General features: G+C 66.6%; 14 protein-coding genes. 11 read left to right on the top strand and 3 right to left on the bottom strand.

The window, feature by feature from the left end:
- Positions 1 to 18 precede the first annotated feature (18 nt).
- Positions 19 to 849: a carbohydrate ABC transporter permease gene (locus DTO57_RS05620; RefSeq protein WP_373285672.1), complete on the bottom strand. Its 831-nt coding sequence runs from the start codon at positions 847 to 849 to the stop codon at positions 19 to 21.
- 64 nt (positions 850 to 913) lie between these two features.
- Complete coding sequence (locus DTO57_RS05625) at positions 914 to 1831, bottom strand: carbohydrate ABC transporter permease (RefSeq protein ID WP_114117181.1); 918 nt, start codon at positions 1829 to 1831, stop codon at positions 914 to 916.
- A gap of 198 nt (positions 1832 to 2029) precedes the next feature.
- Here DTO57_RS05625 and DTO57_RS05630 point away from each other — a divergent pair, with 198 nt between their 5' ends.
- Together DTO57_RS05630 and DTO57_RS05635 are read left to right on the top strand one after the other, a co-directional pair.
- Positions 2030 to 2620: an SGNH/GDSL hydrolase family protein gene (locus tag DTO57_RS05630; RefSeq protein WP_114117182.1), complete on the top strand. Its 591-nt coding sequence runs from the start codon at positions 2030 to 2032 to the stop codon at positions 2618 to 2620.
- A 28-nt stretch (positions 2621 to 2648) separates the two neighbouring features.
- Positions 2649 to 3623, top strand: a complete 975-nt coding sequence (locus DTO57_RS05635; RefSeq protein WP_114117183.1) for an SDR family oxidoreductase — start codon at positions 2649 to 2651, stop codon at positions 3621 to 3623.
- Positions 3624 to 3670: 47 nt separating this feature from the next.
- Here the strand turns inward: DTO57_RS05635 and DTO57_RS05640 are convergent, their stop codons facing one another.
- The gene (locus tag DTO57_RS05640) at positions 3671 to 5767 is read right to left on the bottom strand and encodes a hypothetical protein (protein WP_229730521.1); all 2097 of its coding nucleotides are present in this window, start codon (positions 5765 to 5767) and stop codon (positions 3671 to 3673) included.
- A gap of 145 nt (positions 5768 to 5912) precedes the next feature.
- Between DTO57_RS05640 and DTO57_RS05645 the strand changes: the two genes are divergently transcribed.
- The 9 genes from DTO57_RS05645 to DTO57_RS05685 all read left to right on the top strand — a co-directional run bounded on the left by DTO57_RS05645 (position 5913) and on the right by DTO57_RS05685 (position 16191).
- Positions 5913 to 7118: a DUF1593 domain-containing protein gene (locus tag DTO57_RS05645; protein ID WP_162785669.1), complete on the top strand. Its 1206-nt coding sequence runs from the start codon at positions 5913 to 5915 to the stop codon at positions 7116 to 7118.
- 171 nt (positions 7119 to 7289) lie between these two features.
- Positions 7290 to 8279, top strand: a complete 990-nt coding sequence (locus DTO57_RS05650; protein WP_114117186.1) for an ABC transporter permease — start codon at positions 7290 to 7292, stop codon at positions 8277 to 8279.
- The gene (locus tag DTO57_RS05655; protein WP_114117187.1) at positions 8279 to 8938 is read left to right on the top strand and encodes a YesL family protein; all 660 of its coding nucleotides are present in this window, start codon (positions 8279 to 8281) and stop codon (positions 8936 to 8938) included. The genes DTO57_RS05650 and DTO57_RS05655 overlap by 1 nt, the downstream gene beginning before the upstream one ends.
- A complete protein-coding gene (locus DTO57_RS05660) occupies positions 8935 to 10440 on the top strand; it encodes a type 2 periplasmic-binding domain-containing protein (RefSeq protein WP_114117188.1) in 1506 nt (501 codons plus the stop codon). The genes DTO57_RS05655 and DTO57_RS05660 overlap by 4 nt, the downstream gene beginning before the upstream one ends.
- Positions 10441 to 10464: 24 nt before the next feature.
- Positions 10465 to 11976 (top strand): type 2 periplasmic-binding domain-containing protein, encoded by a 1512-nt coding sequence (locus DTO57_RS05665; protein WP_114117189.1) that lies wholly within the window; start codon positions 10465 to 10467, stop codon positions 11974 to 11976.
- A 31-nt stretch (positions 11977 to 12007) separates the two neighbouring features.
- Entirely contained in the window at positions 12008 to 13525 is a 1518-nt protein-coding gene (locus DTO57_RS05670) for a type 2 periplasmic-binding domain-containing protein (protein ID WP_114117190.1), read from the top strand.
- 32 nt (positions 13526 to 13557) lie between these two features.
- On the top strand, positions 13558 to 14817 hold the full coding sequence (locus DTO57_RS05675) for a glycoside hydrolase family 28 protein (protein WP_114117191.1): 1260 nt from the start codon (positions 13558 to 13560) through the stop codon (positions 14815 to 14817).
- Between the two features lie 25 nt (positions 14818 to 14842).
- Positions 14843 to 15265, top strand: a complete 423-nt coding sequence (locus DTO57_RS05680; protein WP_114117192.1) for a hypothetical protein — start codon at positions 14843 to 14845, stop codon at positions 15263 to 15265.
- Positions 15262 to 16191 carry a carbohydrate ABC transporter permease gene (locus DTO57_RS05685; protein WP_114117193.1) on the top strand — a complete coding sequence of 310 codons (930 nt, stop codon included), beginning with the start codon at positions 15262 to 15264 and terminating at the stop codon, positions 16189 to 16191. Before DTO57_RS05680 ends, DTO57_RS05685 begins: the two co-directional genes overlap by 4 nt.
- Positions 16192 to 16256: the final 65 nt, after the last annotated feature.

Below are 16256 nucleotides of genomic sequence, written 5' to 3' on the forward strand. Positions count from 1 at the left end.
AGGTGAGAGGTAAGAGGCTTACTTGCCGCCGGTCGTCGCGATGCCCTGGAGCAGGAATCGCTGACCGAAGAGGAAGACGAGGAACACGGGCAGGAGCGAGACGACGCTCATTCCGAAGACCGCGCCCCAGTCGGTCGCCGACTGCGCGTCGACGAACTGGCGCACCGCGAGCGATGCCGTCGCCATCTCGGGCTTGGTGAGGTAGATCAGCTGGCTGAAGAAGTCGTTCCACGTCCAGATGAAGGTGAAGATCGTCGTCGTGCCGAGGGCCGGGACCATGAGCGGCATGATGATCTGGAAGAAAATGCGGGCGTGGCCGGCACCGTCGATGCGCGCCGCCTCGTCGAGCTCGCGCGGAATGCCGCGGATGAACTGCACCATGAGGAACACGAAGAACGCATCGGTCGCGAGCAGCTTCGGCACGATCAGCGGTAGGTAGGTGTTCACCCACCCGATCTGGCTGAACATGATGTACTGCGGCACGATGATGACGTGCACGGGCAGCATGATCGTCACGAGCATCGCGCCAAACCACCAGCGCTTGCTCTTGAAGTTCAGCCGCGCGAACGCGTACGCCGCGAGCGAGCACGACACGAGGTTGCCGACGATGCAGCCGAGCACGATGATCATCGAGTTGATCAGGTACTTACCGAACGGATACGTCAGGGCGTTCCAGCCGTTGACGTAGTTGTCGATGTCGAAGGTCTTGAGGATCAGGCTCGGGTCGCCGAAGATCGCGTCGTTCGGCCGCAGCGAGCTGACGACCATCCAGAGCACCGGGTAGAGCATGATCAGGCCGACGATGATCAGCACGATGTGCTTCACGACGGGGCCGAACTTCCGCCGCATCTTGCGGGCGGATCCGGCCGGGGTGCGCGTCGCCCGCGTCGGGGCGTTGAGGATGAGGGATGTCTCAGTCATCGTAGAAAACCCAGTACTTGGAGGCCCAGAAGTTGATGGCGGTGAAGGCGCCGATGATCAGCACCAGCAGCCACGCGAGGGCCGAGGCGTAACCCATGTCGAAGTTTCGGAAACCGCGCTGGTACAGGTACAGCGAGAACAGCATCGTCGAGTCGGCGGGGCCGCCCGTGCCGCCCGAGACGACGAATGCCTGCGTGAACGACTGGAACGCGTGGATGATCTGCAGCACGAGGTTGAAGAAGATGATCGGGCTGAGCATCGGCAGCGTCACGTTCGAGAACTGGCGCCACTTCCCCGCGCCGTCGATCTGCGCGGCCTCATAGAGCGACGTCGGCACCTGACGAAGGCCCGCCAGGAAGATGACCATCGGCGCGCCGAAGGCCCAGACGTTCAGGAGGATGAGGGTCCAGATCGCGGTGTCGGGCGACGAGATCCAGCCCTTGCCGTCGATGCCGAAGAAGGCGAGGAACTGGTTGACGAGGCCCTCGGTTCCGAAGACCACGCGCCACAGCACGGCGATCGCGACGGATCCGCCGATGAGCGACGGCAGGTAGAACACCGAGCGGTAGAACGACAGGCCGCGCACGCCCTTGTCGAGGAAGATCGCGAGCGCGAGCGCGAACGCGAGCTGCAGCGGAACCGAGACGACGACGTAGAGGAACGTGACGCCGAGCGACTTCAGGAGGCGCTCGTCGGAGAACATTCGGATGAAGTTGTCGATGCCGATGAAATTCGGCGTCTGGAGGAGGTTGTAGTCGGTGAATGACAGGAACAGCGACGCGACCAGGGGTCCCGCCGTGATGGCAAACAGGCCGATGAACCAGGGCAAGAGGAACCAGAACGCGGCCTTGCCGTCGCCCCCGCCCTTCGGGGAGCTCTTCAGTTCGCGAAGCTCACTGACGACGCTCATTCAGCACCACCTTTCAACATTGAACGATGCGTTGGACACATCGAAACTTCTTCGTTTCCCATATGAACGTTCACACTATGGGAGCTTTCGGGACCGCGCAAGCCGCGGGGAACCGCTTTCCGATTGCGTTACGGATCCGAGATAATTGATGAGTGCCCGCACCGCCGCGGGCCCCTACCCCTGCCTCGAAGGAGCACCATGACCACTCGCCTCGTCTTTGTCGGAGACTCGATCACCGATGCCGGGCGCGACCGCGCCGACGCGACCTCGCTCGGCGGCGGCTACGTCGCGCAGATCGCGGCCGACCTCGCGGGCGCCGACGTCGTCAACGTCGGTATCTCCGGCGACCGCGCCGTCGACCTCGAGCGCCGCTGGCAGACCGACGTCGCGCCCACCTCCCCCGACGTGCTCACGATCTACATCGGCGTCAACGACACGTGGCGCCGCTTCGACCGCGACGAGGAGACGACCGCCGAGGCGTTCGAGGCGACGGTGCGCCGCCTGCTCGACACCGATGTCGTGCGCGGCGCGCGGCTGATCTTCGTCGAGCCCTTCCTCCTGCCGATCGACGAGGCGCAGAAGGGCTGGCTGGACGACCTCGACGGCAAGCGCGCGGTCGTCGCGCGGCTCGCCGAGGAGCTCCGCGCCGGGCTCGTCCCGCTACACGCGATCCTCACCGAGGCCGCGGGCACGGATCCGGCCTCGCTCGCGCCCGACGGCGTGCACCCGTCCGCCCGCGGCGCGCGCCTCATCGCCGACGCCTGGCTCGAGGTCTACCGCGGCGCCTGACGCCCGTGCGGCCGCTATCGTGGGCGGTATGACTGCAACGAAGGTGTTGTTTATTGGCGGAACCGGCACGATCTCGTCGGCCGCGAGCGATCTCGCGATCGAGCGCGGGATGGACGTGACGCTGCTCAACCGCGGCGCGTCCTCCCGCGCTCCGCACCCGGACGCCGAGGTGCTCCTTGCCGATGTGAACGATCCCGCCGCCGTCGACGCCGCCCTCGGATCCCGCGAGTTCGATGTCGTCGTCGACATGATCGCGTTCACCCCGAAGCATGTCGAGCGCGACATGGCCCGCTTCGACGGCCGCACCGGCCAGTACGTATTCATCAGCTCGGCGTCGGCCTACGCGAAACCGGTCGCGCACCTGCCGATCACCGAGTCGACCCCGCTCAAGAACCCGCACTGGCAGTACTCGCGCGACAAGATCGCGTGCGAGAACCTGCTGAACGAGGCCTGGCGCGAGCGCGATTTCCCGGCGACGATCGTGCGCCCATCGCACACCTACGACGAGCAGTCGGTCCCGCTGCTCGGCGGGTGGGCGAACATCGAGCGCATGCGCGCCGGCAAGAAGGTCGTCGTGCCGGGCGACGGCACCTCGCTCTGGACCCTCACCCACGCCGACGACTTCGCCGTCGGATTCGTCGGGCTGTTCGGCAACCCGCTCGCCGTCGGCGACACGTTCCAGATCACGAGCAACTTCGTCTACACGTGGGACGAGATCACCCGCATCATGGCGCGCGCCGCCGGCACGACGGCCGACATCCGTCACGTCACGAGCGACGACATCGAGGCGGCCTCCCCCGCCATCGGCGGCCAGGTGCTGGGCGACCGCGCGCACTCGGTCGTCTTCGACAACGCGAAGATCCGCCGCCTCGTGCCGGAGTTCGAGCCCGTCGTCCCGTTCCACGAGGGCGCGGGAGAGATCATGGCCTGGCACGACGAGGATCCGTCGCGCCAGAAGTCGGACCCGCGCTGGCAGGAGATCTTCACGGCCCTCGCGGGCTGACCCGGATCTCCCGGCGCCGCGTCGAAAGGCGACGGCGCCGGGCGCGGTCACATGGTCGTCGTGAAGCCCTCCTGGGCGATGCTCCAGCCCGGCGGGAACCCGTCGCCCGTCTCGCGGTGCTGCGCCGCCATCACCGCGATGGCGGCGAGCAGCCCGCCGTTGCCGGGCAGGTAGAGCGGCAGCGAATCGTTCTGGTGGTTGTGCCCGCTCGCGGCCACCTCGTTCTTCGCGGCGTCGCGCATGAGCGCGTCGATCGCCCACCCCGGCTCGCCGAGGCGCGAGGCCGTCATCGCCATCAGCGGATAGTCCCACCCCCACGTCGATTCCCAGTCCCACTCGCGCAACACGTCGAGGTAGGTCGCCCGCATGACGGCGGGGTCAATGAGGCCGACGTCGGGCACGAAGCCGAGCGCGCCGAGCATCGACGGGTGGTCCTCGCGGATCGTGAACGGTGGCACGTCGACCGACGTATATACGCCGCCACGCATATGCGGATCCGCGATCCCCTCCGCGACGCGGATCCACCGCTCGCGAGCCTCGTGCCCCAGGCGCTCGCGCCACTCCGACGCGACGCGCAGCGCCCAGCGCCAATACGCGAGCTCGAAGGTCGGGTTCGACATGCGCAGGCGGTCCGCCGCGTAGCTCTCCTGCGCCGGGATAAGGGGCGGGCCGAGCACGAAGCGGCCGTCGTCATCCTCCGTCACTACGTCGGCCATGAAGTCGGCGGTCTCGAAGACCATCTCGGCGAACTCCTCGAGCACGGCGCGGTCACCCGTCGCGCGGTAGACGAGCTCGGCGAGCGCGATGGGATGCGGCTGCTGCCACAGCAAGAACACGCCGATCGTGCTGGGCGTCTCGCGCATCGCCGACCCGAGCTGCTTCGGCCAGCGGGCACCCGCGTAGCCCTGCGCCCGCGCGGTCGCTCGCGCGAGGTCGAGCGCCTCGGCGTACCAGCCGAGGCTGCGGCGCAGCAACTCGGGCCTCCCCCACATCGGGAAGTGCGCGGCGTGCCACCAGTGCATCTCGAGGTGGAACTTGCCGCGCCACGAGTTGCAGACGAGCCCCGTCTCCTGCGGCGGCAGGGATCCGGCGCAGTTGACGGCCGTCACGTATTGCGAGAGCACGATGCGGCGCTCGAGCTCCGCCGCGCGCGGGTCGTCGTCGCTCGCGAGCGCGATCGCGGATCCGGCGCTCCAGAAGCTCGCCCAGTGATCGGCCGACGCGCCCCGGATCTCGGCGGCGCGCAGCACGTTCCGCCCGGGCTCGCGCCCGGGGAGGCCCACCATGTCGCCGGATCCGTCGGTCGAGAACTCGATCGAGAACTCGGCATCGTCGCCGGTGAGGCGCAGCCGGATCTCGTGCTCGCCCGCCCGCTCGAGCGCGGCGCCGCGGGCGACGATCCGCGCCTCGTAGCGGGATCCGTCGAGCTCGCGTTCGACGAGCCAGCCGCCATCGCGCTCGGTAACGGTCGTCGTGTGGCGGGTGGGGTTCTCCCAATCGGCGGCGTTGTGCCAATCGCCGGATCCGTACGGGAAGGCGATGCGGATCGCGAGGCCCGCCGCGGCGCCGCCCGACACCGAGACGCCGATGGCGTCGCGGTGCGGGTGCGCGGCCGTCGTCACGGTGACGCCGTGGCCGGCGCGGGCGAAGGTGCTTCGGGCGATGCCCTCCCAGAGCGAGAGGACCTGCTCGGTCGCCGTCAGCTCGGCGGCTTGCAGCGCAGCGCCGTCAGCGCCGCAGAACCCGATCCGCCCGAGGTCGAGGCGGTGCGGGTTCGCGCGGAACCACCGCGTCGCGGCGGCCTGCTCGGCCGTATCGGCGACCTCCTCGAGGTAGGGGACCTCGCGCCCGTCGACCTCGTGCCAGCGGGTGGACTCGGCGAGGTCGTACTCGCGCTCCCCCGGAATCGAGTGCCACGCCCACTGCGCCTGCGTGCCGAGGAAGGTGCCGGGCGCATCGCGATCCGGCTCGTTCGGGCGGGGTTCGACGGGGAACTCGTCGGGGAAGGTCTGCAGCCCCGTGATGTCGAAGGTGAAGGCGAACTCGCCGTTGCCGACCGACACCGCGCCGCGGGGGTCGAGGCTTGTCTGGCGCACGTCGTGCCGCGCGACGAGCGCGCGCCGATCGATGGATCCGTTCTTCACTACCGCTCCTTTGCGATGCCCCACCATCGGGGCCGACTGTTCACGAGCGTATCCAAGAAATCGGTTCCCCAAACCGAACATCGATGCTAATTTGGTCAACCGGTTAACTCTTCGTATGCAACGACGGATCACGGAGGTCCCCATAATGTCCGCCCGCGCCCGCGTGCTCGTCACGACCGATATCGGCGGCACGGATCCCGACGACTTCCAATCGATGGTGCACCTGCTGCTCTACGCCGACGCCGTCGACATCGAGGGGCTCGTGTCGTCGCCCTACGGCGACGGCCGCGCGGGCGACATCCACGCGGTCATCGACGCCTACGAGGCCGACTTTCCCGCGCTCGCGACGCACGCGCGCTACCCGGCGCCGGGCAAGCTCCGCGCCCTCGTGAAACAGGGCGCGCTCGAGGTCGCCCCGGACGCGGGCTTCGCGGATCCGACCGAGGGATCCGAGTGGATCGTCGCGTGCGCGCGGCGCGAGGATCCGCGGCCGCTTCACGTGCTCGTGTGGGGCGGGCTCGAGGACGTCGCGCAGGCGCTGCACGATGCGCCCGATATCGCCCGCAACATCGCCGTGTATTACATCGGCGGGCCGAACACGACGTGGGGCGTCGACGCCTACGCCTACGTCGAGGCCCATCACCGCGACGTCACCTTCATCGAGTCGAACAACAGCTATCGCGGCTTCTTCGTCGGCACCGCCGACGATGACCTGTCGCCGACCCGGTTCATCCCCGAGCACGCCGCCGGCCGCGGCGCGCTCGGCGATTTCTTCGCGCGCCAGCTCCCGACCGTCAAGATGGGCGACTCCCCCACGCTGACGTGGGTCTTGGACGGCGCGCCCCACCCCGACCGGCAGAGCTGGGGCGGGCGCTACGTGCCGATCTGGGGCGGACGCGCGTCGCGCATCGCCCACCCCGCGACCCGCGCCGACATCGTCGAGGCCTTCGGCGTCGTCGAGATCCTCGCTCCGATGCCGGCCGGTTGGGGCGAGGACGACCGCGCGGGCCTCACATTCGACGGGCGCACGCAGGGCCCCTTCCCCGAGGGGATCGTCGAGGGCGATCGTCTCCGATTCCGCCTATCGCCGCGCGACGTGCGCGAGATGGACTACGAGATCCGCAGCTCGCACCCCGCGCTCGACGGCCAGCGCGGATCCTTCACGGCCGCGCTCCCGGGCGCCGACCGCTGGCGGGTGCCCTCGGCCGACCACCGCGACTGGTGGTGCGACGACCTCTCCCCCGATCTCGCGATCGATGGGTGGCCGGGAGCGGCGACGATCGCCCAGCCACGGCGCGAGATCATGCGCGATTTCGCGGCCCGTCTCGCCCGCACAACGCCGCGTTTCTAACGGTCGGATCACCTCACTTGCTCGCTTTTCGGGGAGCTGTTACCCTGTCAGAAACCGGTTCCCGAACGCATCGACACACAGCGGTGGCCCTGCAGGAAACCGGTACCCGAATAGCACGCAGAGAGGCGCCCTTTCGATGAACTCGACCTTGCATGGCCAGGAGGCCCTGGGATGAGCGGCCCGTCCATCCCTCAGGTCAAGCCGACGACCGAGCATCTGTTCACGACGGCGGCTCCGACCATCGCGCCGCGCAAGAAGGGCTGGCGCGAGTCGTACGTGTGGCGCCACCGCACGCTGTACCTCATGGCGCTGCCGGGCATCGTGTACTTCATCATCTTCAAGTACTTCCCCATGGGCGGCCTCATCATGGCCTTCCAGGACTTCACGCCCTACCTCGGCCTCTTCGGCAGCGAGTGGGTCGGCTTCGAGCACTTCATTCGGTTCTTCACCGAAGAGACGTTCTTCATGCTCCTCAGCAACACGATCATCGTGTCGCTGTTGCTGCTGATCTTCTCGTTCCCGATCCCGATCATCCTCGCGCTGCTCCTCAACGAGGTGCGCACGAAGTGGTTCCAGCGCTCGGTGCAGACGATCATCTACCTGCCCCACTTCATGTCGTGGGTCATCGTGGTGTCGCTGTTCTACGTGCTGTTCACGACCGACGGCGGCAGCATCAACAACCTGCTCGAGTCGTGGGGCTTCGACAAGATCGGCTTCCTCACGGATCCGAACTGGCTGCGCCCCATGTACGTGTTCCAGGAGATCTGGAAGACCGCCGGTTGGGGAACCATCATCTACCTGGCGGCGATGACCGCCGTCGACGTCGAGCTCTACGAGGCCGCGGAGCTCGACGGTGCGAACCGCTGGCGCCAGACGTGGCACATCACGCTCCCCGCGATCCGCCCGACCATCATCGTGCTGTTCATCCTCGCGATCGGTGACTTCCTCGAGCTCGGCTTCGAGCACATGTTCCTCGTGCTGAACTCGCTCAACCGCGAGGTCGGCGAGATCTTCGATACCTACGTGTACGTCACGGGTATTCAGAACGGTCAGATGAGTTACGCCGCGGCCGTCGGCATGTTCAAGGGCCTCGTCGGCCTGGTGCTCGTCGTCATGGCCAACAAGCTCGCGAAGAAGTTCGGCGAGGAAGGCGTCTACTGATGTTCTCCTACGAGGGGCTCATGCGGCTGAACGCGTTCCTGACGGGCGTGTATCGCATGGTGTACCTCACCCTGCTGTGGCTGGTGACGACGCTGGCCGGGCTGATCGTGTTCGGCCTCGGCCCCGCGTCGTACGCCCTCGCGGCATACATCGACGGCTGGTTTCGCCTCGGCGAGCAGCCGCCGATGACCCGCACCTTCTTCCAGAAGGCACGGGTGGAGTTCTGGCGCTCGGCGGCGATGGGATGGATCATCATCGTCGCCGGCACCATCATCGGTACGAACATCTTCGCGGCGTCGAGCTGGGCCCTCCGGTTCGCCAACGTCGTCGCCATCTTCCTGCTCTTCATCGCGAGCGCGTACGTCTTCCCGATCGCGGTCGCGACCGACCAGAAGGCGATCCACCGCCGCTTCGCCGCCGCGTTCCTCGCGGGCATCGGCTCGCTGCACTGGACGATCATCGCGGCCGCCGCCACGACCGGCTGGGTCTGGCTGCTCTACACCTACGCGCTCCCCATCCTTCCCCTCTTCGCCATGGTCGTCCCCGCGACCGCCATCGGCCTCATCACCCGCTCCGTTTTCCGCAAGCTCGCCGCCGACAACGAAGGCGACGGCGACACCGCATCGCCCGCTCAGACACCGCAAGGAATCACCACATGAAGCTCAATCGCAAACTCGCCCTCGGATCCGCAGCCCTCGTCATCTCGGGGCTCGCGCTGACGGGTTGCGGCGCCTCCGGCGGATCCGGTGACGGATCGAAGGACAGCGTCTCGTGGATGGCGATCCTCCACACCCCGACGACCCCCGAAAAGGGCGGCACGATCGAGGTCGCGCTCGAAGACCTCGTCGGCGAAGACCTGAACTTCCAGTGGATCCCCGACGCGTCGAAGGACGAGAAGCTCAACGCGGCGATCGCCTCCGACACCCTCGCCGACATCGTCTCGCTCCCCGGCGTGACGAACTCGACGATCCGCCGCTCGCTCGCGGCCGGTCAGTTCTGGGACATCGAGCCCTACCTGTCGGAGTTCCCGAACCTCGCCGCGATCGATCCGCAGATCATCGAGGGCGCGAAGATCGACGGCCATCTCTACGGCGTGCCGGCCCAGAAGCCCAAGGCCCGCTTCGGCGTGCTCGTGCGCCAGGACTGGCTCGACAACCTCGGCCTCGAGGTTCCCCACACCACCGAAGAGATCGCCGAGGTCGCCCGCGCCTTCACGACGCAGGATCCGGACGGCAACGGCAAGGACGACACGACGGGCATCGTCGACCGCTCCGAGAGCTTCGACCTCACCATCCGCACCCTCGCCGGCTACTTCGGCGCCGGCAGCGACTTCGAGCTCAACGACGACGGAGAGGTCGTCGCGAGCTTCGCGACCGACGCGTTCGTCGAGGCGATGGAGTGGTACCACGACCTGTACGTCGACGGCGCTGTCACGCAGGAGTTCGTGACCGTTCAGAAGCAGAACCAGCAGGACGCCATCGCGCAGGGCAAGGGCGGCATCGTCGTCACTGGCCTGTTCGACGCCAAGAACTACATGGCGCTCGCGCAGAGCAGCGACCCCGAGACGCCGATGTCGTGGGCGATCGTCAACGACGTGACGCACGACGACGTGCCGCGCCGCATCGTGTCCGACACGAACGGTGGCCTCGGCGGCTGGTACGCCATCTCGAAGTCGTCGGTGAAGACCGAGGACGAGCTGAAGGTCGTGCTGGGCGTTCTCGACAAGCTACTCACGGAAGAGGGCTTCGGCCTCATGACCAATGGCATCGAGGGCGAGCACTTCGAATACGAGGACGACGGCGCCGTCACGATCCTCGACCAGACGCGCTGGGAGCAGGAAGTTCAGCCGTTCTCGTCGTCGCGCCTCTCGGAGACCATCAAGGTCTTCCCGAGCACCACGGAGTACGTCAACGAGGCCACCGAGAAGATGGCCGAGAACGACGAGTACACCATCACGAACGTCGCGCAGTCGCTGACGTCGGAGACCTTCGACTCGCGCTGGACCGAGGTCCTGCAGCAGGCCCGCGACACCTACAACAAGTACATGGTCGGCCAGCTCGAGCTGAGCGACTACGAAAAGCTGATCGAGGACCTGCGCGCGGGCGACCTCGGCAAGATCGAGGCGGAATTCACCGCCGCGTACGACGAGGTCAACGGCTGACCTCCACACACCCAGGACGCCAGAATGAACATCAACCGCAGACTCGGAATCAGCGTTGCTTCCGTCGCCGTTGCCGGCCTCGCCCTCACGGGCTGTGGCACGGGTGGCGGCGGCGGTGCGAGCGTCGCCGATTCGAAGGCCATCACGTGGATGACGGTCGTGCACACGCCGACCACGCCCGAGAAGAACAGCCCCATCGAAACAGCGCTCGAGGAGGCCACCGGCTTTGACGTCGACTTCACGTGGATTCCGGCCGCGAGCTCCACCGAAAAGCTCGCGTCGGCGCTCGCGTCGAACTCGCTCGCCGATGTCGTGACGCTCAACAGCATCACGTCCTCACCCATCCGCAAGGCCCTCTCGAACGGCCAGTTCTGGGAGGTCTCGGAGTACCTCGACGACTACCCCAACCTGTCGAAGATCGACGAGCAGACCCGTGCGGATGCGAGCATCGACGGACAGCTCTACGGAGTGCCGATGCTGAAGTACAAGGCGCGCTACGGCGTTCTGGTGCGGCAGGACTGGCTCGACAACCTCGGCCTCGAGGTGCCCCACACGCTCGAGGACCTCGCCGACGTTGCCCGGGCGTTCACGAACGACGACCCGGACGGCAACGGCAACGACGACACCACGGGCTTCATCGACCGCCAGGAGAGCTTCGGCGTGGGCCTTCGGAGCCTCTCCGGTTACTTCGGGGCCGGCAGCGTATTCGAGCTCGATGGCAACAACGAGATGGTCGCGAGCTTCACGACCGACGCCTTCAAGGAGGCGATGGAGTGGTACCGCGGGCTCTATAACGAGGGCGCCGTCAACCAGGAATTCGTGACCCTGCAGAAGCAGAACCAGTACGACGCGATCGCCCAGAGCAAGGGCGGCATCGTTGTGACCGGCCTGTTTGAGGCGAAGGGGTTCATGTCGCTGTCCGAGAGCGCGGATCCGAACACCACGATGGAGTGGGCGCTTGTCGACGACATGACCTACGGCGACGTCCCCCGCCGGATCCTCACCGACACCGCGGGCGGCATCGGCGGCTGGTACGCCATGCCTAAGTCCGAGGTGAAGGACGAGGAGGAACTGCGGTCGGTCCTCGATTTCCTCGACAAGATGAGCTCGGAGGAGGTGTTCGGCATCATGACCAACGGCATCGAGGGCGAGCACTTCGAGTACGACGCCGACGGTGCCGTCTCCGTGATCGACCAGAACGTGTGGGACCGGGAGGTTCAGCCGTTCCTGTCATCGCGCATGTCTGACGTCACGCTCACGTACCCGAGCAACTCCCCGTACCAGAACGAGGCCGAGGAGAAGATGGCGGCGCAGGTCGATTACGCCATCACGAACCCCGCGCAGTCGCTCACCTCCGCCACGTTCGACTCGCGCTGGAACGAGGTCAACACCGCCATCGGCGACGCCTACACCAAGTACATGGTCGGCCAGTACGAGATGGAAGACTACGAGGCCGCCATCGAGAAGGAACGCGCGGGCGACCTCGGCAAGATCGAGGCGGAATTCACCGCCGCGTACAACGAAATCAACGGTTGATTTCGACTTCCCCACCAAGAGAAGGATCATCATGAAACTGAACCGCCGACTCGGAATCAGCGTTGCTTCCGTCGCCGTCGCCGGCCTCGCCCTCACGGGCTGTGGCACCGGTGGTGGCGGGGAGGACAGCGCGGCCGAAACGAAGTCCATCACCTGGATGTCGATTCTGCACTCGCCCACCACTCCCGAGGCGGGCGGGCCCGTAGAGTCCGCGCTCGAGGAGCTCTCGGGCTACGACCTGAAGATGCAGTGGGTCCCCGCGGCCAACGCGAGCGAGAAGCTCACCGCGGCGATCGCGTCGGACACGCTCGCCGACATCGTCACGGTCAGTAGCCTGGGCTTCACCTCGCCGACCATTCGCCAGGCGATGAAGTCGGGCCAGTTCTGGGATGTCACCGACTACCTCGACGACTACCCGAACCTCGCCAAGGTCCTGAGCGACCAGGTCAAGACCGACTCCAGTATCGAGGGCCGCATGTACGGCATGCCCCAGGTGAAGGAGAAGGCCCGCTACGGCATCCTGGTCCGTCAGGACTGGCTCGACACCCTCGGCCTGGAGGCTCCCCACACCGTCGAGGAGCTCGGCGAGGTCGCCCGCGCGTTCGCCACGCAAGACCCGGACGGCAACGGCAAGGACGACACGACCGGCTTCATCGATCGCCTCGAGAGCTTCGACCTCGGTTTCCGCAACATCGCCGGCTTCTTCGGCGCGGGCAGCGAGTTCGAGCTCAACGACGACAACGAGATGATCGCGAGCTTCTCCACCGACGCCTTCAAGGAGGGCATGGAGTGGTACCGCAGCGTCTACGAGGACGGCGCCGTGAACAACGAGTTCGTGACGGTGCAGAAGCAGAACCAGTACGACGCCATCGCGCAGGGCAAGGGCGGCATCGTCTCGACCGGTCTGTTCGAGGCCCGCGGCTTCATGCAGCTCGCCGAGAGCGCCAACCCCGACACGACGATGGCGTGGGCGCTCATCAACGACATGACCTACGGGGACGTCGAGCGCCGCACGCTGTCCGACACCCGCGGTGGTATCGGCGGATGGTACGTGTTCCCGAAGTCCGAGGTGAAGGACGAAGACGAGCTGAAGGCGGTGCTGCAGTTCATCAACGACATCAACTCGGAAGAGGCCTACGGCATCATGACCAACGGCATCGAGGGCGTGCACTACAACGTCGGCGCGAACGGCGAGATCGAGACGATCGACGAGGCGCTCTGGGCCGCTGAGGTCCAGCCCTACCAGTCGTCGCGCATCACGCAGAACCTCGTCAACTACCCGAGCAGCTCGCCCTACGTCACCGAGGCCGCGGACAAGATGGCCGAGCAGGAGGAGTTCGTGATCACGAACCCCGCCCAGTCGCTGCAGTCCGACACCTACGACACCCGCTGGAGCGAGGTCGTCACGGCGGCGAAGGACGCCTACAACAAGTACATGGTCGGCCAGATCGACATGGCCGGCTACGAAGAGGTCATCGACAAGCTGCGGGCGGGTGACCTCGGCAAGATCGAGGCCGAGTACACCGCGGCATACGCCGAGTCCAACTAATACCGATCAACGAAGAGCACAGGTACCAGAGCATGAGCATCCCCCTCGAAACCGCCGACATCCAGTCGGCTATCGACCGCGCGGCCGAGGCCGGAGGTGGCGTCGTCACGATCGCCGCCGGCGTTCACCGCACGGGTGCTCTGCGCCTGCGCTCGTTCGTCGAGCTTCACCTGGAGAGCGGGGCCCGGCTAGAATTCGTGCCGGATCCCGCCCTCTACCCCGTCATCGATGCCTCCTGGGAGGGCGCGCCCGCTCGGATCCACCAGCCCTGCATCTTCGCCGACGGCGAGGAGGGCGTGGCCGTCACGGGCCTCGGCACGATCGACGGCGGCGGTGCCTTCTGGTGGGACGCCGTCCGCTCGGGCGCGGCCCTCGAGGCCGCCCGCCCCACCCTCATCAGCTTCCGGCACTCTACCCGCGTCACGATCCGCGACGTCGTTCTCGAGAACTCCCCCGCCTGGACGGTGCACCCGTACCGGTGCGACGACGTGCGCATCTCGGGGATCCGGATCAAGAACCCCGCCGACTCGCCCAACACCGACGGCGTCGACCCCGAGTCGTGCCGCAACGTGCGCATCACCGATTGCCACATCGACGTCGGCGACGACTGCATCGCCATCAAGGCAGGCACGGAGGCGTCGAACGCCGACCCCGCGCCCTGCGAAAACATCGTCATCGCCAATTGCACGATGCTCGCCGGTCACGGCGGCGTCGTCATCGGCAGCGAGATGTCGGGCGGCGTGCGAGGCGTCGTGATCAGCGATTGCGTGTTCGACGGCACCGATCGCGGCGTGCGCCTCAAGACGCGGCGCGGCCGCGGCGGCATGGTCGAAGACCTGCGCATCTCGAACATCGTGATGCGTAACGTCGCGGTTCCCTTCGTCTTCAACCCCTTCTACTTCTGCGGCCCCGAGGGCAAGCTCCCCCGGGTCTCCGACCGCAGCCCGCTCCCTGTCGACGAGGGCACCCCCGGGATCCGGCGGGTGTTCATCTCGAACGTGTCGGCGACGAACGTCAGCTCGTGCGCGGGCTTCATCTCGGGCCTTCCCGAGCTGCCGTTCGAAGACATCACGATCACGGATGTCTCGATCGGCTTCGCCAAGAACCCGACCCCGTCGGTCCCGGCGATGGCCCTCGGCATCGACGAGATGGCGGCCGCGGGCTTCTATATCGACTTCGTCAAGAACTCGCGCATCGAGGGCGTCAGCCTCTCGGGCCTCGTCGGCGACGCCATCATCGGCGGCGCCGGCATCGAGAACCTTACGGCGGAGGTGGCGACCTATGGCAATTGACGCTCCTGTGCGTAAGATAGTCTCCATGAAACCGGTTTCTCGACGGCCTGAGAAATGGATCTCCGGCATCGGGCTCGCGCTTGCGGGCCTGCTACAGGGCGGGTTCACCCTCACGGTCAACGCATCGAGCGAGGCCGAGTTCACCGAGAAGATCCTGCCGGCACTGCAGTCGGCGGGGATCCACCCGACGGGCGACGCGTACGAAGGCGCACGCACCCTCGCCGGTTGGTTCGGCTTCTCGCTGATCCTCATCCTCGCCCTCTGCGCCGTCGGGCTTTTCATCGCCTCCCGCCGCCCCGAGCGGCGCTCGACCGGATGGTGGTTCGCCGGCGCCGGTCTCGCCTGCCTCCTGGGCACGCAGTTCGTTCTCTACCCCGTTGCTTTCTTCTTCTTCCTGACGGCCGCGCTCTTCGCGGTCCGTTCGACGCAGCAAGGATCCCCATCATGACAACCGACGTCGCACCGGCCACCGTGCCGATCAAGTTCCGAGGCAAGGGAAAGGGCAGCCGCGCAACGACGCCTGGCCGCCGGATCTTCGCCGTCATCAACGTCATCGTGTTGACGGCGTTCGCCCTCATCTGCCTCCTCCCCTTCGTCAACGTGCTCGCGAGCTCCCTCGCGACGCCGGGTGAAATTGCGACGACGCCGTTCATCCTGTTCCCGAAGACGTTCACGCTCGACGCGTACCAGTACATCCTCTCGACGCCGACGATCTTCCGCGCCATGGGCGTCTCGGCGTTCGTCACGATCGTCGGAACCTTCGTGAGCCTCGTGCTCACGGCGTTCATGGCCTACGCGCTGTCGAAGAAGCACCTCAAGGGCCGCCGCATCATCAACTTCATGGTCGTCTTCACCATGCTGTTCTCGGGCGGCATGATCCCGACGTTCATGGTCGTCAACGCCTTCGGCCTCATCGACTCGCTGTGGTCGCTGATCCTGCCCGTCGCGATCAACGCGTTCAACTTCGTCATCATGCGCAGCTTCTTCCAGGGCATCCCCGAGAGCCTCGAGGAGGCGGCCCGCATCGACGGCTGCTCGGAGTTCGGCGTATTCCTGCGCATCGTGCTGCCGCTGTCGCTCGCGTCGATCGCCACGATCGGCCTCTTCTACGCGGTCTACTACTGGAACACCTACCAGAGCGCGATTCTCTACATCAACGACTCGAGCAAGTGGCCCATGCAGGTGCTGCTGCGCCAGATCGTCATCGTCGCGAGCGGCCTGAACGCCGACGAGTCGTCGGTCGACGTCGTTCCCCCGGCGCAGTCGATCAAGATGGCCGTCATCTTCGTCGCCACCCTGCCGATGCTCGTCGTCTACCCCTTCGTGCAGCGCTTCTTCGTGAAGGGTGCGCTCATCGGATCCGTCAAGGGCTGATCCCCGCGCGCACAGAAAGATCGCCGCGACCCTTTCGGTCGCGGCGATCTTTTTGTGCGCGGTCA

The sequence above is a fragment of the Microbacterium sorbitolivorans genome (assembly GCF_003327285.1).
Taxonomy (GTDB): Bacteria; Actinomycetota; Actinomycetes; order Actinomycetales; family Microbacteriaceae; genus Microbacterium; species Microbacterium sorbitolivorans.